Annotated in this window: 18 protein-coding genes; 8 read left to right on the plus strand and 10 right to left on the minus strand. The window is 73.8% G+C overall.

Translation table 11 applies throughout. The features are described 5' to 3' along the window. Positions 1 to 48 precede the first annotated feature (48 nt). The 3 genes from rsmG (at position 49) to ABD979_RS02000 (ending at position 3,669) form a co-directional block, all read left to right on the plus strand. Positions 49 to 810, plus strand: a complete 762-nt coding sequence (gene rsmG, locus ABD979_RS01990; protein ID WP_345505749.1) for a 16S rRNA (guanine(527)-N(7))-methyltransferase RsmG — start codon at positions 49 to 51, stop codon at positions 808 to 810. 325 nt (positions 811 to 1,135) lie between these two features. After that, complete coding sequence (locus ABD979_RS01995) at positions 1,136 to 2,131, plus strand: AAA family ATPase (protein WP_345505750.1); 996 nt, start codon at positions 1,136 to 1,138, stop codon at positions 2,129 to 2,131. A 302-nt stretch (positions 2,132 to 2,433) separates the two neighbouring features. Then, the gene (locus ABD979_RS02000; protein ID WP_345505751.1) at positions 2,434 to 3,669 is read left to right on the plus strand and encodes a ParB/RepB/Spo0J family partition protein; all 1,236 of its coding nucleotides are present in this window, start codon (positions 2,434 to 2,436) and stop codon (positions 3,667 to 3,669) included. A 6-nt stretch (positions 3,670 to 3,675) separates the two neighbouring features. Here the strand turns inward: ABD979_RS02000 and ABD979_RS02005 are convergent, their stop codons facing one another. After that, positions 3,676 to 5,121, minus strand: a complete 1,446-nt coding sequence (locus ABD979_RS02005) for a hypothetical protein (protein ID WP_345505752.1) — start codon at positions 5,119 to 5,121, stop codon at positions 3,676 to 3,678. A 181-nt stretch (positions 5,122 to 5,302) separates the two neighbouring features. Here ABD979_RS02005 and ABD979_RS02010 point away from each other — a divergent pair, with 181 nt between their 5' ends. The 3 genes from ABD979_RS02010 to ABD979_RS02020 all read left to right on the plus strand — a co-directional run bounded on the left by ABD979_RS02010 (position 5,303) and on the right by ABD979_RS02020 (position 8,027). Further along, positions 5,303 to 6,163 carry an Fpg/Nei family DNA glycosylase gene (locus tag ABD979_RS02010; protein ID WP_345505753.1) on the plus strand — a complete coding sequence of 287 codons (861 nt, stop codon included), beginning with the start codon at positions 5,303 to 5,305 and terminating at the stop codon, positions 6,161 to 6,163. Between the two features lie 32 nt (positions 6,164 to 6,195). After that, a complete protein-coding gene (locus tag ABD979_RS02015) occupies positions 6,196 to 7,089 on the plus strand; it encodes a metallophosphoesterase (protein ID WP_345505754.1) in 894 nt (297 codons plus the stop codon). Between the two features lie 113 nt (positions 7,090 to 7,202). Continuing rightward, positions 7,203 to 8,027, plus strand: a complete 825-nt coding sequence (locus tag ABD979_RS02020) for an alpha/beta fold hydrolase (protein WP_345505755.1) — start codon at positions 7,203 to 7,205, stop codon at positions 8,025 to 8,027. Between the two features lie 81 nt (positions 8,028 to 8,108). Here ABD979_RS02020 and ABD979_RS02025 read toward each other — a convergent pair whose 3' ends face one another. Further along, on the minus strand, positions 8,109 to 9,131 hold the full coding sequence (locus ABD979_RS02025) for a glutathione S-transferase family protein (RefSeq protein WP_345505756.1): 1,023 nt from the start codon (positions 9,129 to 9,131) through the stop codon (positions 8,109 to 8,111). An 84-nt stretch (positions 9,132 to 9,215) separates the two neighbouring features. Here ABD979_RS02025 and ABD979_RS02030 point away from each other — a divergent pair, with 84 nt between their 5' ends. Beyond that, a complete protein-coding gene (locus tag ABD979_RS02030) occupies positions 9,216 to 9,872 on the plus strand; it encodes a GNAT family N-acetyltransferase (RefSeq protein ID WP_345505757.1) in 657 nt (218 codons plus the stop codon). Here ABD979_RS02030 and ABD979_RS02035 read toward each other — a convergent pair. The 8 genes from ABD979_RS02035 to ABD979_RS02070 form a co-directional block, all read right to left on the minus strand. Then, positions 9,869 to 11,140: an N-acetylmuramoyl-L-alanine amidase gene (locus ABD979_RS02035; protein WP_345505758.1), complete on the minus strand. Its 1,272-nt coding sequence runs from the start codon at positions 11,138 to 11,140 to the stop codon at positions 9,869 to 9,871. The genes ABD979_RS02030 and ABD979_RS02035 overlap by 4 nt on opposite strands. Positions 11,141 to 11,280: 140 nt before the next feature. Beyond that, positions 11,281 to 11,604, minus strand: coding sequence for a thioredoxin (trxA, locus tag ABD979_RS02040; protein WP_345505759.1), 324 nt, complete (start codon positions 11,602 to 11,604; stop codon positions 11,281 to 11,283). A 49-nt stretch (positions 11,605 to 11,653) separates the two neighbouring features. Next, positions 11,654 to 12,700 carry a thioredoxin-disulfide reductase gene (gene trxB / locus ABD979_RS02045; RefSeq protein WP_345505760.1) on the minus strand — a complete coding sequence of 349 codons (1,047 nt, stop codon included), beginning with the start codon at positions 12,698 to 12,700 and terminating at the stop codon, positions 11,654 to 11,656. Between the two features lie 159 nt (positions 12,701 to 12,859). Beyond that, positions 12,860 to 13,654, minus strand: coding sequence for a hypothetical protein (locus ABD979_RS02050; protein ID WP_345505761.1), 795 nt, complete (start codon positions 13,652 to 13,654; stop codon positions 12,860 to 12,862). Positions 13,655 to 13,789: 135 nt separating this feature from the next. After that, complete coding sequence (gene sigM / locus ABD979_RS02055; RefSeq protein WP_345505762.1) at positions 13,790 to 14,362, minus strand: RNA polymerase sigma factor SigM; 573 nt, start codon at positions 14,360 to 14,362, stop codon at positions 13,790 to 13,792. A gap of 2 nt (positions 14,363 to 14,364) precedes the next feature. After that, positions 14,365 to 16,266, minus strand: a complete 1,902-nt coding sequence (locus ABD979_RS02060; protein WP_345505763.1) for a protein kinase family protein — start codon at positions 16,264 to 16,266, stop codon at positions 14,365 to 14,367. Positions 16,267 to 16,330: 64 nt separating this feature from the next. Continuing rightward, positions 16,331 to 18,769 (minus strand): DUF6049 family protein, encoded by a 2,439-nt coding sequence (locus ABD979_RS02065; protein WP_345505764.1) that lies wholly within the window; start codon positions 18,767 to 18,769, stop codon positions 16,331 to 16,333. Beyond that, complete coding sequence (locus tag ABD979_RS02070) at positions 18,766 to 19,251, minus strand: NUDIX hydrolase (RefSeq protein ID WP_345505765.1); 486 nt, start codon at positions 19,249 to 19,251, stop codon at positions 18,766 to 18,768. Before ABD979_RS02070 ends, ABD979_RS02065 begins: the two co-directional genes overlap by 4 nt. 56 nt (positions 19,252 to 19,307) lie before the next feature. Here ABD979_RS02070 and ABD979_RS02075 point away from each other — a divergent pair, with 56 nt between their 5' ends. Further along, complete coding sequence (locus ABD979_RS02075) at positions 19,308 to 20,798, plus strand: CCA tRNA nucleotidyltransferase (RefSeq protein WP_345505766.1); 1,491 nt, start codon at positions 19,308 to 19,310, stop codon at positions 20,796 to 20,798. Positions 20,799 to 20,922 lie beyond the last annotated feature (124 nt).

Here is a 20,922-nt window from a genome sequence, read left to right on the forward strand (position 1 = left end):
CACGAGCCCGTGTCGGACCTCGGCCCTGACGGGCCCGACGAGCCGCGCGTGCCGCCCACCCCCGCGGTGGCGGCGCTCGTCTTCGGTGACCGGCTGGAGCTCGCGGAGCGCTTCGTCGCCGTGCTCGCCGACACGGGGATCAGCCACGGCCTGATCGGACCCCGTGAGGCCCCGCGACTGTGGGACCGCCACGTGCTCAACTGCGCCGTCGTGCACGAGGCCATCCCGCGAGGCCCGCAGCGCCAGCAGCTCATCGACGTCGGTTCCGGCGCCGGCCTGCCCGGCCTGGCGCTCGCCATCGCCCGACCCGACCTCGACGTGCACCTCGTCGAGCCCCTGGCCCGACGCACCGGGTGGCTCTCCGGCGTCGTGGCGCAGCTCGACCTGTCCAACGTCACCGTGCACACGGCACGGGCGGAGGCGATGTGGGACCGGTTGCAGGCCCCCTGGGTCACCGCGCGGGCCGTCTCGCGCATCGCGCAGCTGGCCGAGTGGACGCTCCCGCTGCTCGAGGCGGGTGGGAGCCTGCTCGCGCTCAAGGGTGAGCGGGCGGCCGAGGAGCTGGCCGAGTCGGGCGCCGCCCTGCAGCGCCTGGGTGTCGTCGACGCCGCGGTCGAGACCTACGGGTCCGAGCTCCTGGCCGCGCCCACCTTCGTGCTGCGGGCCACCGTCGACGAGGTCGTCGACCGGCGCCGGTTCCGTTCACGTGCCCCGTCGAGCGCCGGCTCGGCCCGCCGCCGGGCCGACCGTCCACGCGGCACGCGCCGCAACGGCCCGGCGGGCGGCGAACCGCGCCGCCGTCCGTCATGATCGACCCCAGACCAATTCGAGCGGCTCGGCGATCGGCACAGCCACGCCGCACCGCACACCCGGAGGTACTGTCCCTGTGACGATGTCGACGAACCTGGGCTGGCCCAGTGAACCCGAGCCGACGGCCGAGCACCGCAGACTGGGTTGGTTGGCTCGTGCGCACGCTGTTTCACGTGAAACCGAGCCTCACGCCGACCCCGCCCCTGATGCAGCCGGTCGCCAGACGTTGATGAGCGCACAGCCTGTGGACAACGCGGTGGACGAAGAGCCCGAAAAGGCGTCGAACGAACGGGAAACCGGCACATCCGGCGCTGGGGACAACGCTGTGGACAGCGCGGCCGCGACCGAGGGGGAGCCGGCCTCCGAGAACGTCCCGCCGGCTGCCCCACCAGCTCCGGGCGACTCCGACGACCGGGACGAGCTCGCCTCGGCGATCCCGGCGGTCGGGGAGGACACCCCGCTGGCGAAGGCACTTGCCGACAACGCGAGGCGTCGCATCCACCTCACCGGACGGCAGTTCCCGAAGCCGGCCCGGCCGCGCGTCATCACGGTGTCGAACCAGAAGGGTGGCGTCGGCAAGACGACGACCACGGTCAACATCGCGGCCGCCCTGGCGCAGTCGGGCCTGCGGGTGCTCGTCATCGACCTCGACCCGCAGGGCAACGCGAGCACCGCGCTCGGCATCGACCACCACGCCGAGGTGCCCTCGATCTACGACGTGCTCGTGGACGGGACGCCACTGCTCGACGTGGTGCAGCCGTGCTCGGCGGTGCCGAACCTGCACTGCGCCCCGGCCACCATCGACCTGGCGGGCGCCGAGATCGAGCTCGTCTCGCTCGTGGCCCGCGAGTCGCGCCTGCAGAAGGCGATCCTCGCGGCGGCCACGGCCGGACACGACTTCGACTACGTGCTCATCGACTGCCCTCCGAGCCTCGGCCTGCTCACGGTCAACGCCATGGTCGCGGCGACCGAGGTCTTCATCCCGATCCAGTGCGAGTACTACGCCCTGGAAGGTCTCTCGCAGCTGCTCAAGAACATCGACCTCATCAAGCTGCACCTGAACCCCGACCTGCACGTCTCGACGATCCTGCTGACGATGTACGACGGACGCACCCGGCTCTCAGCCCAGGTGGCCGACGAGGTGCGCGAGCACTTCCCGAACGAGGTGCTCCGCACGACCGTGCCCCGGTCGGTGCGGGTGTCCGAGGCGCCGAGCTTCGGCGAGACGGTGATGACGTACGACCCGGGCAGCAGCGGCGCCCTCGCCTACCTCGAGGCCGCCGGCGAGCTGGCCGACCGGGGGGCGGCGCGCGACGCGTGAGGCGTCGTCGTTCCACGTGAAACCCTGCTCCGAGCCGCTGTCGCGCTGGGAGCACCGCCTTTCACGTGGAACACAGGTGGACATCGAGCGGCACGACGGGTCCTTGTTTCACGTGGAACCACGTGAACACCTGGCGGTTCCACGTGAAACGACACCCAGCGCGACCCATCAGCCTTGTTCCACGTGAAACACCCAGCCTGATGAGACCGATCGGACGAGGACCCGGATCGGTCCGAGGACGTGAAGCACCTACACTGATCGCCGGACGCGACGAGCGCGTCGGCACGACGAGGAGTTGGCGGATGGCGGAGAAGCGGCGAGCACTGGGGCGAGGGCTGGGAGCACTCATCCCGAGCGCACCGAGCAATGGAGCCGGACGTCCTGTCGACGTCTTCTTCGCCGAGCAGAAGACGGCCGCCGATCCGGTGGAGGCTCGCGAGGGAAGCGCCTTCCACCGCGCACCGGGCGCGACTCCGCCCCCCTCGGCCCCCACGTCACCGAGCTCGCCCCGCACGCCGGAGACCGACGGTGCCGCATCCGGGCCGGTCACCGCCGACTCGAACCAGCCCGACACGAGCCACACCTCCGAGCAGCACGTCGACGCAGGTCAGGGCGGTGCCGATGCTGATGCCCGGCGGTCTGACGCCACCGTGGGTACGGATGGCACGGCTGCATCCGGGTCCGACGCGGGCCTGGCCGTCGTGCCGGGGGCGGAGTTCGCCGAGCTCGACGTCCATGCGATCCGGCCCAACCCCCGCCAGCCCCGCACGGTCTTCGACGAGGACCACATGGACGAGCTCGTGCACTCGATCCGCGAGATCGGTGTGCTGCAGCCCGTCGTCGTGCGCCGGATCCCCGGTGAGCAGCTCGCCGAGGCAGAGGGGCGCACCTTCGAGCTCATCATGGGTGAGCGGCGGTGGCGTGCCTCGCAGGCCGCCGGCCTCACCACGGTGCCGGCCATCATCAAGGAGACGAGCGACGACGACCTGCTGCGTGACGCCCTGCTCGAGAACCTGCACCGCAGCCAGCTCAACCCGCTCGAGGAGGCAGCGGCCTACCAGCAGCTGCTCGACGACTTCGGCTGCTCGCACGAGCAGCTCGCCACCCGCATCGGCCGCTCGCGCCCGCAGATCTCGAACACGCTGCGCCTGCTGAAGCTCCCGCCGCTCGTGCAGCGCCGGGTGGCAGCAGGGGTGCTGAGCGCTGGTCACGCCCGCGCCCTGCTCGGCATGGCCGATGCGGCCGCCATGGAGCGGATGGCCCAACGGATCGTCGCGGAGGGCCTGTCCGTGCGGACGGTGGAGGAGCTCGTCTCGCTCGGTGAGGGCAACGAGGCCCCCAGGGCCCGCCGACCGCGGGCCGGCAGCCGCCATCCCCAGCTCGACGACTTCACCGCCGGCCTCGCCGACCACCTCGAGACCCGCGTCGCCATCGCCCTCGGCCAGCGCAAGGGCAAGATCACCGTCGAGTTCGCCTCGATGGAGGACCTGCGCCGCATCCTCGACCTCATGGGCATGGCCAAGGAGGAGCGCCCCTGACGGCGATCAGAGCCAGGGCGGCGGTGACGGCACGAGCATGACGGTCATGCCGTCCACGCGCCGCGCCGAGGCGGCCGACGGGTGCCGGGCCACGTCGTGCGCGATGAGGTCGCACTCGACGGGCCGGCACCACCTCGGGTTGAGTCCGCGTTCGACGTAGAGCATGGAGCGCAGCGTCACGGCCGTCATCGATCCCTGGACGGTGACCCGCCACCGCGGCTCCATCCACAGCACCACTCGTTGGCCGGGGTGGTCGGCTGCGAGCTGCGCGGTCTCGTCGACGATCGCGTCGTACTGCTGCCGAGTGGTCTGGTGGTCACCGAGGTCGGCCCGCCAGGCCGCCAGCCCGAGAGCGGCCACGATCGCGAGGGCGCCAGCAGCGAAGCGTCGCATCGGGCGAATCCCCTTGAGCAGCAACGCAATTGGTAGACAGATAGCCGGCCACGCCCACAGGGATGCCCGTTCGCCGGCCACGACACCGGTGACCACCGTCAACCCGCCCTCCAGTGCGACGACGACGCCGACGGCGCCGAGGACGACGAGTGCGGAGCGCCGTGTCGAGCGCCCGGCCACAGCGACGACGAGGCCGACGGCGCCCACGACCCAGGCCCAGCCCAGAGACGAGCCGAGGGCCTCGAGCTGGGCGAGGTAGCGACCGACGTTGGTCACGAGCGCCTCCGGGCTCCGCAGCGGGTTGGGCCGCCGCCACGCCGAGATGGTGACGCCGAACTGCCCGAACGCGAGGGCGTTGAGCGCGAAGGTCAGCAGGACTCCGAGCCCGTACGCGGCGACGAACCCCCCGGCGAGCAGCACGAGGCGGCGCACGGGAGCGGCGAGCTCGCACAGCGCCAGCGCCAGCAGGAGGAGCAAGGCCACGGGCGGGTAGGAGAGCACGGACGCCACGACGGAGCCCACGAGCCAGAGACCGAGGGTGACGTGCCGGCGACGCGCCCACGGCAGGGTCCACACGGCCGCCCCTGCGACGAGCATCGCCGCCGACAGCGTCCCCGGCCAGTAGGCGAGCCGCACCCAGACGGGCGAGACGAGCAGGGCGAGGGTGGCGAGGAAGACGGAGGGGGCGACCCGCAGCCTCAGCAGCCGGACGAGGCCCGCCACGAAGGCGGCGTAGCCCGCGACGAACACCGCCATGGCCACCGACAGGGGCGCCCGCTGCCCGACGACGAACCAGTAGACCGTGTTGAGCCAACGCCCCTCGTAGCGGTTGCGCGCGACGTGTGCCGTGGATCCCGGGGCCCCCTGCGGCAGCACGGCCTGCCAGTCGTCATGGCGCAGGAACGGGTGCACCAGCTGGCTCAGCAGACCGCCCACCACGATCGCGACGACGATCGCGGCGACGGTCGCGGCGACGGCGACCAGCCAGCCGGCCCCGGCACGGGTGGGCGCTCGACCCGACGACGGCGTGGTCACCGGCGATCGGGTGGCCTGGCTCATGGCGACCCCCCACGGACATGCTGAGGTCGCGCCCCCGAGGACGGACCACGGTCTGGATCATCCACGGTAGCGGCCGATCCTGCCGGGTGGCTGGCAACAGGCGGTGAACCCGATCCGAGCCCGCCGGGTACGACCTCGGGGTGCGGTCGTCGCCGCGCAGTCACCCGAGCGGGAGGACGACATGCCGGAGGGACACACCATCCACGCGCTGGCTCGCCGCCTCGAGCGGGCCTTCCGTGGGCACGAGGTGGCGGCCTCGAGCCCGCAGGGGCGGTTCGCCGCGGACGCCGAGCGGCTCGACGGCCGGGTGCTGGAGCGGGCGGGGGCCTGGGGCAAGCACCTCTTCGTCGACGTGGGTGATGCCACCCTGCACGTCCACCTCGGCCTGATCGGCTCGTTCCACGTGAAACCCCGTGCGGCCGAGTCGGTCCCGGCGCCGGTCGGAGCCGTCCGCCTGCGGCTCGTCGGACCGACCCACTGGGCCGACCTGCGCGGACCGATGATCTGCACGCTCGTCGACGCGTCACGCCGCCGCGAGATCATCTCCGGGCTCGGGCCCGACCCCCTGCGTCGTGCCCAGCACCCGGAAGCCGGCTGGGAGCGCCTGCACCGCAGTCGCCGCACGCTCGCCGAGCTCCTCATGGACCAGGCGGTGGTGGCCGGGGTCGGCAACGTCTACCGGTGCGAGGTGCTCCACCGGCTTGCCGTCGACCCGCTGACGCGGGGCGTCGACGTCTCTGCCGAGGTGTGGGGCGAGATCTGGCAGGACCTCGTGCTGCTCATGCCCCTCGGGGTGACCTTCGCGCAGATCATCACCATGCCCGACCAGGTCGCCGACGCGACCCGGATGCGTGGGTCGGCCAAGGCGCGCGCGATCACCCGCGCCTCCACCGGCGAACGTCTCGGCAACACCTTCGAACGCCGATTCCTCGTCTACAAGCGCACCGGCCAGCCGTGCCCGCGGTGCTCGAACCCGTTGCAGCAGAGGGAGATCGCCGGCCGCCGACTCTACTGGTGCCCGGCCTGCCAGCTGCGCCACTGAAGGCCTGCCGAGCGCGGTCCTACGCTGGGGCCATGCAGACCAGCGGCACCCGGCCCCCGCCGACCCACGTCATCGCGCACCTGTCGGACCCCCACCTCGTCGCCGGCGACGGCCTGCTGGCCGGTCGCATCGACACCCGGGCGCAGCTGCGCAAGGCGCTCTCCCGCGTCGAGGCCTCGGGTGAGCGCATCGACGCCGTCGTCATCTCGGGCGACCTCGCCGATCGCGGCGACGAGGCGGCGTACGAGCTGCTGCGCACCATCGTCGAACCGGTGGTCGAGCGCCTGGGGTGCGCCCTCGTGCTGACCGGCGGCAACCACGACGAGCGACGGCCGATGGCACGCGTGCTGCACGGACGCGACACGGACGACCCGCAGGACACGGTGACGACGGTGCACGGCCTGCGCGTCGTGGCCGTCGACTCCGCCGTCCCCGGCTACCACCACGGGGGCCTGTCCGATGCCCAGTACGCCTGGCTCGCCGGCGTGCTCGCGACCCCGGCGGAGCACGGCACCCTGCTCGTGGTGCACCACGCCCCCATCACGTACCGGTCACCCGTCATGCAGCTGCTCGACTTCAGGGACGCCGGGCGACTGCGCAGGGTCATCGAGGGCACCGACGTGCGGGCCGTGCTGAGCGGCCACCTGCACGTGACGAGCTTCGGCACGCTCGGCGGCATCCCGGTCCTCGTCGCCGGGGGAGTCAGCTACGTCGACGACGTCGGTGCGCCCCGCCACCTGCTCATGGGGGTCGACGGGCCGCAGTCGTGGAACCTCGTGGAGGTGCACCGCGACGGCGTCGTCAGCACCGTCGTGCCCGTGGAGCAGCACGAGACCTGGCCGGCGCTCTCACCCGCCGTGTCGGAGTTCATGGACACCGTGCCCGAGGAGGACCGGGCCGAGGTCTTCTCGCGCAAGCCGGTGTGAGCCCGGCCGGGACGGTGACGGACCATTCGAGCCGTCGTGTCGAGAACGGGTGCCCGTGTTCGACGTGGGGGTGAGGACCTGACCCGCAGGTCGAGACGACGAGGAGTCGGACGATGGAGCAGCAGCTGGGGAAGACCGCGTCGGCGGACGGGACGACGATCGCCTACGAGGCCTACGGGTCCGGCCCGGTCGCCGTCGTCGTGGGTGGCGCCTTCTGCGACCGCGGGGCCTTCCGCGACCTCGCGCAGGCGCTGGGAGGGCTCGGCCTGACGGGCATCACCTACGACCGGCGCGGCCGCGGCGACAGCGGCGACAACCAGGACGAGGCCGACGACTGGCGCCGGACCGTCCTCGCCTGCGAGGTCGAGGACCTCGTCGCCGTCCTCGGGATGGGCGAATCCGACTCTCCCGCCTACGTCTTCGGTGTCTCGTCGGGTGGGGCGCTCGTCATCGAGGCGCTCGCGGCCGGAGCGCGGATCACCAGGGCCGCGGCTATCGAGGTGCCCTACCGGAGCGCGGCGTGGCCCGCGCCCGACGACTACCTCGGCACCCTGGAACGCTTCGAGGCCGCCGGCGACCGGGAGGGGATCCTGCGCTACTTCAACGGGGTCGTCGTCGGGATGCCCGACGAGATGGTCGACGCCCTGGTGGGGACGCCGACGTGGGAGCCGATGCTCTCGATGGCCTACACCGTCAAGTACGACGGACTCAGCCTCGGGGGTGACGACCAGAGCCTCCCCGTCGACACCCTGCGCGGGATCACGGCGCCGTTCCTGTCCGTGTGCAGCAGCGGCACGGCCATGCCCCCGCTGCACGACGCCGCGCAGGTGCTCGCCGACGCGCTGCCGCACGGGCGCGCGCTGGAGCTGCCCGGGGAGTTCCACCAGGTGGCGGCTTCCGTGCTCGCCCCGGTCCTCGCCGAGTTCTTCCTGTCCTGACGACCGCGAACCGCCGGGTTCACCTGCACGACAGACGGACCCGGCGGCATACGGCGTCGGTGCTGCGTCGTCAGGCGTCGGTCAGGCGTCGAGCAGGGCGAGCACCGGGTTGTGCTCGGCCGGCACGACCTCGCGGGGCGGCCCGGGCGGCGTGCCGTCGCCGAAGGGCGAGCCACCGAGCTGCTCGCGGCCGTGCGGCGTGGCCCAGTTCTCGAGCGCCGGACCGAGGGGGATGACCCCCGTGGGGTTCACGTCCTTGTGCACGACGTAGTAGTGCGCCTTGATGTGCGTGAAGTCCACCGTGTCACCGAAGCCCGGCGTCTGGAAGAGGTCGCGGGCGTAGCCCCAGAGGGCCGGCATCTCGATGAGCTTGCTGCGGTTGCACTTGAAGTGGCCGTGGTAGACGGGGTCGAAGCGCACCAGGGTCGTGAAGAGGCGCACGTCGGCCTCGGTGATGTGGTCGCCGACGAGGTAGCGCCGCGTGGAGAGCCGCTCCTCGAGCAGGTCGAGGTTCTCCCACAGCCGGCGGTAGGCCTTGTCGTACGCCTCCTGCGTGCCGGCGAAGCCGCACCGGTAGACACCGTTGTTGACGTAGCGGTAGATCGGCTCGCTCACGGCCTCGATCTCGTCGGCCAGGGCCTCGGGGTAGAGGTCGGGGGCGCCGTCCCGGTGCAGGTCGCGCCACTGCGTCTCGAGGTCGACGGTGATCTGCTTGAAGTCGTTCGTGACGACGGCACCCGTCGGGATGTCGACGATCGCGGGAACCGTGATGCCACGGGGGTACTCGGGGTCGCGCTTGAAGTAGGCGTCCTGGATGCGGGGGATCTGCAGGACGGGGTCGACACCGCCGGGGTCGAGGTCGAAGGTCCAGCTGTTCTTGTCGTGCGTCGGTCCGCAGATGCCCATGGAGAGGGCGTCCTCGAGCCCGAGCAGGCGCCGCACGATGATCGCGCGGTTCGCCCACGGGCAGGCCCGTGCCACGACGAGCCGGTAGCGACCCGCCTCGACGGGGAAGCCGTCGCGCCCGTCCGCGGTGATACGGGTCGTGATGTAGTTGGTGTCGCGCTTGAAGCTCGACTCGACGTAGGTGCCCGCTTCGCTCATGGGCTCACCCTAGTTCGCGACGCCGTGTCGCCGGAGGACGGGGCGAGGGACAGAATGGCCCCATGAGCCCGACGCGGTGGCGCGATGCGTGAGCTGGCCCCCCTCACTCCCGACCGCGTGGGCGACCTCGTGGGTGCGTGCGCGCCGTGCACCTACTGGCAGACCGTGCCGCGCAACGGCCAGCACGACGTCCGGGAGCCGCTCGAGCTGCTCGCCGAGTGGGTGGCCGGCGTCACCGACGACTGGGGGCCACCGGGGCGGGTCGCCTACGTCGACGGTCGGCCCGCCGGGCACGTCGTCGTCGCACCCGCCCACCACGTGCCCCGGCTCGCCGCCTTCCCCACCGCGCCTGCCGACCCGTCCACGCTGGTGCTCGTCGCGGCCGTCGTCGTGCCGGAGCAGGCCGGTAGGGGCCTGCGCAAGGCGCTCGTCCAGGCCGCAGCGAAGGACGCGCTGCGCCACCGGATGCGTTCGCTCGACGCCGTGGCCGCCCGGCCCCTCGCCGTGGGCCGGCACACCTGCGTGCTCGACGTCGGCTTCCTCGAGAAGGTCGGCTTCCGGGTCGAGCGTGACCACCCGACCTACCCGCGCCTGCGGATCGACCTGCGCACCGTCGTCACCCTGCGCGACGAGGCCGCCGCCGCCTTCGCCAAGGCCATGGCCTGGGTGCCGGGCGGGCGCGCCGTTCCGGAGACGCACCCCAACGGCTCGAGCCACGCCCGCGTGAGCGGCAGGTCCTAGCCGACGGTGCGGTCGGCCCGCTGGGTCCGGTCGCGGCCCGCTGCGCCGCTGCCGGGCGCGCCGTGGCCCCCGGCGACCTGCTGGGCGCGCATCGTCTCGAGGTGACGGCGCAGGTCGTCGAGGCGCAGCACGCCCGTGCGCGAGGTGTCGGCCTCACCGAGGTAGACGCGCTGGAGCGCGACGACGACGGCCTCGGCCACCCGGTCGAGGGTGTGCGCGTCGGCGAGGGCGGCGGCGTCGCCGTCGTGGCTGAGGTAGCCGAAGTCGAGCCGGACGGCCGGCATCCGGGTGCGCCGCAGCAGCGGCCACGTCCGGGCGTGCGAGCGGCAGTCGGTGAGGCCGGTGCGCGCGACGACCTCGCGCAGGAGCAGGTCGGCGAAGCTCTCGCCGATGACCGACCAGTCGCCGCGGCGCGCGTGGTCGGGGTGGCCGTAGAAGTACGTGGCCGCCCCGTGCGCGAGGCCGGAGTCGGAGTGGTCGGTGTGCAGCGAGAGCACGAGGTCGGCGTCGCAGGAGTTCGCGAAGGCCGCGCGCTCCTCGTCGGTGCCGCCGTCGGTCGCCTCGGTGCGGGTGAAGACGACGCTGACGCCGTGCGCCGACAGGCGACCCTCGACGCGTCGGGCGAGGTCGAGGGCCAGCGACGACTCGACGAGGCCGTGGTGGCCGTCCGCGCCGGCGTCGGTGCCGCCGTGCCCGGGGTCGAGCACGATGGTGCGGCCGCTCAGGCTGTAGCCGCTGCGGCGCAGGTGCTCGCGCTCGCGCAGGGCGTTGGCGGAGCCGCCGCTGACCGACCGGCGCAGGCCGGCGAAGGCGCGCATCGTCTCGGGCCCCGCGGTGCCGTCGGGCGTCAGCCCCACGGCGGCCTGGAACGCGCGCAGCGCGGAGTCGGTGTTCGGGCCGTGGATGCCGTCGACCTTGCCCGGCGTGAAACCGAGCTCGGCGAGGCGCCCCTGCAGCGCCACGACGTCGTCGCCCTCGATGAAGTACTCGGGCACGTAGCGCAGCACCCGGTCACCGAGCCCCCACCGCGAACCGTCGAGGACGGCATACGTGGATCGGCCGACGATGCCGTCGACGATGAGGCCGCGGCGCTGCTGGAAGGACTTGACGGCCTCCTCGACCTCGTGGTCGAAGACGGCGTGGTCGTCGCGAGCCGGCCCGAGGTCGGCGGCCGGCAGGTCGCCCGACAGGACGAGGCGCTCGCGCACGGCCGCCACGGCGGCGCCGGAGTCGCCGCGGCGGAGCACGACGGAGTGCTGGGGGGTCATTCCGGCTCCTTCCTGGGGAGGCTCCGGGCGGGGTGACGCGGTGGGCGGTCGGCGGTCCGGAGCGGGCGGTGCCGAGAGCAGCGTAGTACGCGCGGAAGGGGCGGCACCGGCTGGTGACCGCCCCCTCGTGCTGCTCGCCGTCAGGCGATGAACTCCTCGAGCTCGCGCAGCAGCTTCGGCTTCGGGTGCGCGCCGACGATCGACTTGACGACCTCGCCCTTGACGTAGACGTTCAGCGTCGGGATCGAGACGACGCCGTAGCGGGCGGCCGTGTCGACGTTCGCGTCGGTGTCGAGCTTGACGATCTCGATCTTGTCGCCGTACTGCTCGCTGATCTCCTCGAGGATCGGGGCGACCTTGCGGCACGGGCCGCACCACGTCGCCCAGAAGTCGACGAGCACGGGCTTGTCGCTCATGAGGACGTCGTCGGCGAAGGTGGCGTCCGTCGTGTTCTTCAGTGCCATGTAGGGGTTCCTTCTCGTGGTTGGCGTGGCTGCGGCGGGTGGGTCGAGGCTAGGCGTCGGCGCCGACGGTGACGCGGGGGTCGGGGATCTCTCCCGCGTCGGTCTCGTCGATGAGGGCGGCCTCGGCTGCGGCCTCGGTGGCCGTGGCGGTGTCCTCGAGCGCGGCGAGGAAGTGCTCGGCGTCGAGGGCCGCGGCACAGCCGGAGCCGGCCGCGGTGATCGCCTGCCGGTAGGTGTGGTCGACGAGGTCGCCGGCCGCGAAGACACCGGGCAGGTTGGTGCGCGTCGACCGACCGTCGACGAGCACGTAGCCCGCCTCGTCGGTGTCGACGACGCCCTGGACGAGCTCGTTGCGCGGGTCGTGGCCGATGGCGACGAACAGGCCGGTGATGGGCAGCTCGCGCGTCTCGCCCGTCGTCGTGTCGCGCAGGGTGACGCCCGAGAGCTTGCCCTCGCCGTGGATCTGCGCGACCTCGGAGTTCCACGCGAAACGGATCTTGTCGTTGGCGAACGCGCGGTCGGCCATGATCTTGCTGGCGCGCAGCTCCCCGCGCCGGTGGATGATCGTCACGGTGCGGGCGAACTTCGTGAGGAAGGTCGCCTCCTCGATGGCCGAGTCGCCACCACCGACGACCGCGATGTCCTGGTCGCGGAAGAAGAAGCCGTCGCACGTCGCGCACCACGAGACGCCGTGGCCCGAGAGCTCCTTCTCGCGGGGCAGGCCCAGCTCGCGGTAGGCCGAGCCCATCGAGAGGATGACGGCCTTGGCGCGGTGCACGCGGCCCTCGCCGTCGGTGACGGTCTTGACCTCGCCCGTCAGGTCGACGGCGGTGACGTCGTCGGTGACGAGCTCGGCGCCGAAGCGCTCGGCCTGCGCGCGCATGCCGTCCATGAGGTCGGGCCCCATGATGCCGTCCTTGAAGCCCGGGAAGTTCTCGACCTCGGTCGTGTTCATCAGCGCGCCCCCGGCGGTCACGGCGCCCTCGAAGACGAGGGGCGCAAGGTTCGCGCGCGCGGCGTAGACGGCGGCCGTGTAGCCGGCCGGGCCCGAGCCGATGATGATGACGTTGCGGACGTCGGACGTGACGTCGGACATGGGTTGCTCCTCGAGTGCTCTGGTGTCGCGGGCGGGCGGGCAGGTGTGGCCGGGCCGTCGCCTCCTGGCGCCGGTGCCGCGGGACCCGCGGGCCGCACTGGCCTCAACCGATCCTAGGCGGTCGTTGTTCCCGCCGACGTCCTCGCCGGAGCCGCTCGCTCACGGGACCGGGGTGGGCCCGGCGAGGATGCCGGGAGCGCCGGGGGCACAGCTGCGGCGCGCGGCCCACGCGGTGCTGGTGCCGTCGCGGGTGACGACGACGACGACCGCGGGGGTGCCCTCGAAGGTGGCGACGTCGGCCGACACCGCGTCGGCCCCGGTGCCCGAGGCGGCTCCTCCGACGGCGCCGAGCGCCTCGAGGCAGCCGGCGAGCCCCGTCGGGGTCGCGATCGGGCCGACGGTCGGCGACTCCGCCGCCGTCGTGGTGATCGGCAGGCCGGGCCGGTCGATCAGGTCGCGCGCCCGGGTGCCGAGGTCGCCGGAGCGGTAGTCCGTCGTGCTCAGCTGGATGTGCGGGGCGCCGGCCGTCGTGGTCGGCCTGATGGTCGGGGACGCGCTGTAGGAGGAGCCGCCGACGACGGCCGCGCCGTTGGGGCGCTTCGTCAGGTGCAGGGCCGAGGCACCCGCCGCCACGACGACCGCCGCGGCCGCGACGGCGGCGACGAGGTAGACCGGCTTCGGGCGCCCGGGTCGGTCGGCGCGGGGCGGCAGGGGAACGACCGTGCCGCCGCCACCCGTCGCGAGCGGACCGGGATCGACCCGCAGGAGCGCCTCGTGCGCGAGGGCCGCCTCGATGCGGTCGGCGACCTCGGCCGGCATCGGTCCCGGGTCGCCCGCATCGGCGAGGAGGGCACGCACCCGCTCGCTCGTGCCGGCATCGAGGTCGGGTGCGTCGGCCTCACCCGGCAGGGCGGGTTCGTCAGGGTCGTCAGGGGTGCGCGCGGAGTCGTCCACGGGTGCGGTCCTTCATGGCAGGCGTGTGGTGGTCGTGCGGGCAGGCAGGGGTATGCCGGACGCCGTGGGTTCGACGGCCCCCTGTGGCCGTCGGGTTCCCACCGGATTCAAGCAGAGTCCCCGAGAGAGGTCTGCTCAGGGTTCGGCAGCGGGCCGACGGCCGGGCGTCAGGCCGAGGTGCGCGGCGAGGGCGGCCCGCCCACGGGCGCACCGGGACTTGATGGTGCCCTCGGCGACCCCGAGGATGACGGCGGCCTCGGCCACCGGTACGGCGTGCATGTCGACGAGCACGAGGGCGGCGCGCTGGCCCTCGGGCAGCGACGCGAGCGCCTCCTGGATGTCGAGGCGCACCTCGGTCGAGCCGTGGTCGTCGTGCCGGTCGGCCAGCTCGTACTCGGGCAGCGGCGCGGTCGGCTTGCGGCGGCGCAGCCGGTCGAGGCAGGCGTTGACGACGATCCGGTGCAGCCACGTCGTCACGGCGGCCTCGCCGCGGTAGGAGTCGGCGCGGCGGAAGGCCGCGATGAAGCCGTCCTGCACGCAGTCGGCGGCCAGCTCGGGGTCGCGCACGGTGCGCAGGGCGACGGCCCACATCCGGTCCTTGTGCCGCCGGAAGAGCTCCCCGAAGGCACGGTCGTCCCCGGCGACGTGCCGTGCGAGCAGCTCCCGGTCGCTCAGCTCGGCGACCGGGGCGGCAACCCCCGAGGTCACGGTCAGCGCACCGTCACTTCGTTCACCTGGGCGCGGTAGTGGTTCGGGGCCTCCGCCGGGGCGGCCTTGGTGATCAGGACGATGATCTTGCTCGCCGGCTTCAGCGTGCCCGTGGCCTTGATCGTGACCGTGCCCGACGCGTCAGAGGCCGAGCCGACCTCCTGCGCGCCGTCGAGCGACGTCGTCGAGCCGGAGTCGGTGGCGTAGACGGTGACGTCCTGGGCGGCCGGGAGGTCGAGCACGACCTCCTTGACGACGGTGGGCGCGCTGAGGTCGAGCAGCAGGCCGAGACCGTCCTTGCCGCCGTTGTAGTCGGCCGTGCCGTACCAGCGCGAGCGCCACTCGGTGCCGGTGTCGCCGTCGAAGGCCTTCGCGGCGCTGCGGTCGGACTCGGTGCCGTCCTGCGGGTCGAAGCCGGTGCCGCCCGTGATCGAGACCGGCGCAGCGGGGGGCGCCTGCGTCGTCGTGGTCGGTGCCGGCGTCGTGCTGCTCGGCGTCGGGGTGGCGCTCGGCGTGCGTGTGCGGGTGACCGTGATGACCGGCGCGGCGGCGCCGTCGTGCTCGCCGATCTTGGCGACGTTGTTGATGCCGATGACGAGCGCCACGATGACGAGCACGCCGACGAGGGCGAGCGCGAGGCGCGACTGGGCCCCGCTGGGCGCCTCCGGCACCTCGCGACCGAAGACCGGCAGGGGGGGCTCGAGGCGGCTCGGGGGCGCCTCGTCGAGGGCGTCGTCGAGGTCGATGTCCTCACCCTCGAAGTCGTCGTGAGCCGCCCGCCGCTCGGCCGCGCGTGCGGCAGCCTTGTCGGCGGCGGCCCGGGCGAACGAGCCGACCCGGTCGCCGATGGCGGCCACGCCGGCCGCAGCCGCACCGGCCGCGGAGATCGGGCTCGGGCCGCTCGCGGCGGCGCCGGCACCCGTGGCCCCGGCGCCTGCGGCTCCGGTGGGTGCAGCGTCCTCGCGGGTCCGGTCGTGGGGCGCGCCCGGGCCCGCGTCGTCAGGCCGGGCCGTCTCGAGGGCGGCCGTGACCTCCCCGACCGCCGGCAGCACCCGGGTGGGCTCGTGCTCGTCGCGACCGCGCTGGCGGATGCCGCCGCCGCCGTCGGAGGTCGGGGCCTCGGCGGGCCAGGGGGCGATCTGCAGGGCGAGGTCGCCCGGCGACACGGGCCCGCGCTCGCCGCTGCCCAGCGTCATGCGGCAGATGAGGTCGAGGTCGTTGGGCACGCCGACGGCGATCTCGGAGGGTGCGGCGACGCCGCCCACGATGGTCGGCGCGGTCTCGAGGCCGACCGGGCCGCCGGCGGGGATGAGCCCGCCGTCGACGGCGACGAGCGGCCAGCGTCCGGTGAGGCCGGCATACGCGATCTTGACGAGGCCCACGGCGTCGGCGCGCGAGGCGCGCTCGTCGGAGAGGCTGTCGGCGTCGGTCAGGGCGGCCTCGGTGGCGAGGCCGCGCACCTTGACCCCGCCGTCGGGCATGCGCAGGACCGAGCTCGGCGTCAGGGCCAGGTGGTGCAGGCCGCGGTGGCTCGCCTTGTCGAGCGCCGTCGCCGCCTCACCGGTGAGCCGGCGCACCTCGTCGGCGGGCAGGCCACCGCCCTGCAGCAGGTGCGAGAGGGGCTGGGCGCCGGTGAGCGGCTCCTCGACGATGAAGCCGACGCCGGAGTCGGTGCCGACGTCGAGCACGCGCACGAGTCGCGGGTCCTCGATACCGGCGGCGCGTCGGGCGGCATCGAGCGCGGCGGCGGCCACGGACGACGCGGCGGGGAAGCAGACGAGCACGACCTCGCGCTCGAGGGTGTGGTCGTCGGCGCGCCACCGCTCGTGGTGCGCCCCCGCTGAGGTGCGGCTCGTCACGGCATAGCGGCCGCCCAGGACCGACCCCGGTCCGACTCCCTGCACGTGCGTCACCCTCCCTCGTCAGGTCGTGCGTGGATGCGTGGCTCGGGAGACATCCTAGGCGGAGTCACGGGCGATCCCCGCCGCCTCGGTCGCCGACACCCTGGTGGGCTGCGGTGACCGCCTCGATGTCGGCGATCTCGTCGACCCGGGAGGTGCCGCGGAGCACGGCGCGGGCGACGCCGACGAGCAGGACGAGGCCCACGAGGGTGCCGCCGACCCAGTAGATCGTGCCGTCGAGCGGGTTGGCCGATACCTCGATGACGGCGGGCGAGCCGATGACCGTGCCGTCGGCCGTGGTGAGGTAGGCCCGCAGCTGCGCGCTGCCGGCCGCGACGGCCGTGACCGGCACGGGGACGTTGGTGCGCGAGGCCGGCCCGATGGCGATGGGCCCGGGCTGCTCGACGACCTGGATGCGGGGGTTGTTCGGCGCCAGGCGGAGCCGGAGGTCCTCGATGGCGTAGTCGAGGCCGTTCTCGATCGTCACCTGCAGGGTGCCGGACTCGGCGAGCAGGTTGACGTTGCGCGAGACGACCTTGATCGCGCTCGTGGCCGCCCGCACGTCCGACGCCACCGAGCTCGACAGCGTCATCCACGACCCCCGCTCGTAGCGCCACCGGGCGCTCGCGAGCTCGTCGAGGACCTCGCGGTACGTGGCGGCGAAGGCCTCGCCGTCGCGCAGCACCGACGAGACGCTGAGCAGCGTGTCGCGCTGCTCGGCCATCTGGGCGAGGCGGCGGGCGTTGAGCACCGGTCGGGGGGCCGCCGACGGCACGGCGCCGGCGGGCTTCGTGGCGGCGACGGCCTTGTCGTCGCCGGAGTCGGTCAGCAGCTGGGCCGCGTCGACGGTCTGGAGCCACGGGGCGGAGGCGGTCGCCGAGAGGAAGGCGGACAGGTCGGCGGCGTCGGGGTCGTAGTCGCGCCGCGCCGTGACGAGCACCGAGCGCGGGGTGCCGGCGCGCTCGCCGAGCAGCACGAGCGACTCGGCGAGGTAGCGCTGCACCGAGAGCACCGGGCTCGCCGCACCACGCTTCGGCAGCAGGGCCGACAGGCGGGTGTCGGAGGCGAGCAGCCGCGTGCCACCGGTGCCGACGCGTCGGGCCGTGGGGGTGTATGCGGTCGCCCGGGTGACGGCGGCTGCGTCGACGACGATGCCGGCGGGCTTCTTGACCGCGGTGCCGGAGAGCAGGGTGCGGATGCCGAGCTCGCGACCGGCGGGCAGGAGGCCGTCGACCGGCCAGACGACATCGGCCCGGGCCGGCTCGCCGAGCCGTCCGGTCAGGGTGGTGGCCCGGGTGACGAGGTCGCGCACCAGCACGTTGGCCGGGTCGGTGCCGACCGTCGCGGCCACGTCGGCGTCCGCGTAGGGCAGCGCCCAGACGCTGCGGCCCTGCAGCTGGCGCACCACGTCGTCTCCGAGCCGCGCGATGGCCACCGCGGCCTCGGACGGCGCGGTGGCGGTGGTGGTCGGCGCGGTCGGCGTCGCAGCTCCCGGGGGCGAGGTCGCGCCCGGCGTCGGGGTGCCGCTCGACGGGGCGCCGGCACCGGATCCGGGGGCGCTGGTGCCGGCTGCGGGAGCACCGGTCGGGGTGCTCCCGCCGCCGGTCTCCGACGTCGGGGAGCCCGAGGAGGTGGGCGTGCCCTGGCCGTCGGCGGAGGCCGCCGGCGTGGGGCCGAGCACCGAGGGGTCGACGGCGAGGGTCACGTCGGCGCCGGACGTGCCGGTGAGCAGGCGGTTCACCCGGGACCCGGCGCCGATGGCCTGCTGCCAGGCCTGCTGACGCGTCGGGTCGTCGCGCGAGAAGAGGTCGACGTCGGGGTCGAGGGTGACCGGCAGCACCGTGGCGACCTGGAGGGGCACGTACTCCTTGCGGCTGTTCCACGCCACGAAGGTGCGCACCGCCCCGGTCGGGGCCTTGGCGCCCTCCTGCACGACCTCGACGGCGATCGGCACGGCCGCGAAGGGTTTGGCGCTCGAGAGGCCCTCCCACGGGATGGTCGTCGTGAACGACCGCGTCTGCCCGGCGCCCACGGTCGGCAGCGCCGTCGTGGCGACGGTGGGGCCGTCGGCCCGGGTGCGGCCGGCGGCCCAGTCGTCGAGGGCCTGGCGCTGGTCGACCGCCACGTCCCCTCGCACGACGCGCAGCGTCGGCCCCGAGAGCGGGCCGGTGAGCGGGGCCGTGACCGTGCCGGAGACGGTGACGTCGGTGCCCGCCCGCACGACCGTGGGCGTCATCGCGCCGAGCACGATGACGGCGACGTCGGTGGCCGGGGTCACCGCGGGGCGCGCCGACGACCGGGCGGCCTGCGGGGGTGGGACGGCGGCCGCCCGGCTCGTGGGGTGGGTCATGGCCAGGGTCGCGGACAGCTCCACGGGCACGCTCGCACCCGACGGCATACCTGCGAGGACGGCGAGGGCGGCGACCCCGGCCGCCGACAGGGCTCGTGCGACGCGGGGGCCGCGGCGCCCCCTCGTGCCCGGGCGCCGCACACCCCGGGCGCTCACGTCGTCCCCGCCAGCCGGTTCCACGCCGCCTGGGCGATGCGGCGCTCGTTGGGGAAGGTCAGCCTCCGGTGCACCTCGTCGAGCCGCATCCAGGCGACGTCGATGGCCTCGTGGTCGGGGTCGTTCTCGATCGAGAGCTCCCCGCCCGTGGCCTCGAGCAGGTAGTGGTGGACGAACTTGTGCACGCGGCGGTCCGACGTGGCGAACCAGTAGTCGATGGTGCCGAGCTCGATGAGCACGCGCCCGACGATGCCCGTCTCCTCCGCGACCTCGCGGGCCGCGGTCTCGACGAGCGTCTCGCCGGGCTCGACGTGGCCCTTGGGCAGGCACCACTCGACCCGTCCGGCGCGGTTGCGCCGCGCGATGATCGCGATGAGCGCGAGCCCCTCCTGCACGTCGACGACGATGCCCCCCGCGGAGCGCTCCTCGACGGCGGGCAAGCGCCGCCCCGGCACGTGGCTGGGGGCGGGCTGTGCACTCACATCGCCACCATAACGGCAGGTCAAGGCAGGGCCCGGTGGCTCACTAGGCTGGGGGCGTGCCAGACCGTCCCGACACGCCCGACGCCGACCCCACCGACGCCGGTCTCCCGCTCCTGCGGGCCGCCGTCGCCCGCCTCGCCCCCGTCCTGCCGATGCTGGGCGAGCTCGGCGACCGCTTCGCCGCGGCGGGGCACGAGCTGGCCCTCGTGGGCGGACCGGTGCGCGACGCCTTCCTGGGTCGCGTCTCGCCCGACCTCGACCTCACGACCGACGCCCGGCCCGACGAGATCCTCGCTGTGGCGGCGGGGTGGGCCGACGCGCACTGGGACATCGGGCGCGACTTCGGCACCATCGGCCTGCGCAAGGGCTCGCACGTCATCGAGGTGACGACCTACCGGGCCGACACCTACGACCGCACCTCGCGCAAGCCCGAGGTGATGTTCGGTGAGAGCCTCGAGGGCGACCTCGTGCGGCGCGACTTCACCGCCAACGCCATGGCCATCCGGCTGCCGAGCCTCGAGTTCGTCGACGTCCACGGCGGCCTGCCCGACCTCGTGCGGCAGCGGCTGACGACCCCCGCCGCCCCCGAGGAGTCCTTCGCCGACGACCCGCTGCGGATGATGCGGGCCGCGCGGTTCGCCGCGCAGCTCGGCTTCGAGGTGGCACCGGAGGTCGCGGCCGCGATGACCGAGCGGGCCGGCACGCTCTCGATGATCTCGGCCGAGCGGGTGCGCGACGAGTTCACCAAGCTGCTGCTCTCGCAGCGGCCCCGGCTCGGGCTGCGCCTGCTCGTCGACACCGGGCTCGCCGACGTCTTCCTGCCCGAGCTGCCCGCGCTGCGCCTCGAGCTCGACGAGCACCACCGGCACAAGGACGTCTACGAGCACTCGCTCATCGTGCTCGAGCAGGCCATCGACCTCGAGGGCCCGGCGGACGGCCCGGAGGAGTCCGTGCCGGGGCCCGACCTCGTGCTGCGACTCGCGGCGCTCCTGCACGACATCGGCAAGCCGGCCACGCGCCGGTTCGAGGACGGCGGCGGCGTCTCCTTCCACCACCACGAGCTCGTCGGCGCCAAGCTCGTGGGCAAGCGGCTCAAGGCGATGCGCTTCGACAAGGAGACCACCAAGGCCGTCGCCCGGCTCGTCGAGCTGCACCTGCGCTTCCACGGCTACGGCGACGGGCAGTGGACCGACTCGGCCGTGCGCCGCTACGTCACCGACGCCGGCCCGCTCCTGACCCGCCTGCACCGGCTGACCCGGTCGGACTGCACGACCCGCAACGTGCGCAAGGCGCAGCGGCTCGCGCGCGCCTACGACGACCTCGAGCAGCGCATCGGCCGGCTGGCCGAGCAGGAGGAGCTGGCCCGCATCCGCCCCGAGCTCGACGGCAACGAGATCGCGGCCGCCCTCGGCATCCGCCCCGGCCCGGTGCTCGGGAAGGCGTACGACTACCTGCTCTCCGTGCGCCTCGACGACGGGCCCATCGGGCCGGACGCCGCCCGCGAGAAGCTGCTCGCCTGGTGGGCGGCGCGCGAGTCGGAGCGCTGAGGCCGGTGCGGGTACGAGGGACGCACGCCCTGCCGGTGGGGAGTGCTCCCCATCGCCGGACCGCGCCGGGCACCCTAGGCTCGAGCGATCTGACACCGCTTCGCTCGAGTGGTTGACTGACCGC

This window comes from Terrabacter aeriphilus (assembly GCF_039542985.1).
Lineage (GTDB): Bacteria > Actinomycetota > Actinomycetes > Actinomycetales > Dermatophilaceae > Terrabacter > Terrabacter aeriphilus.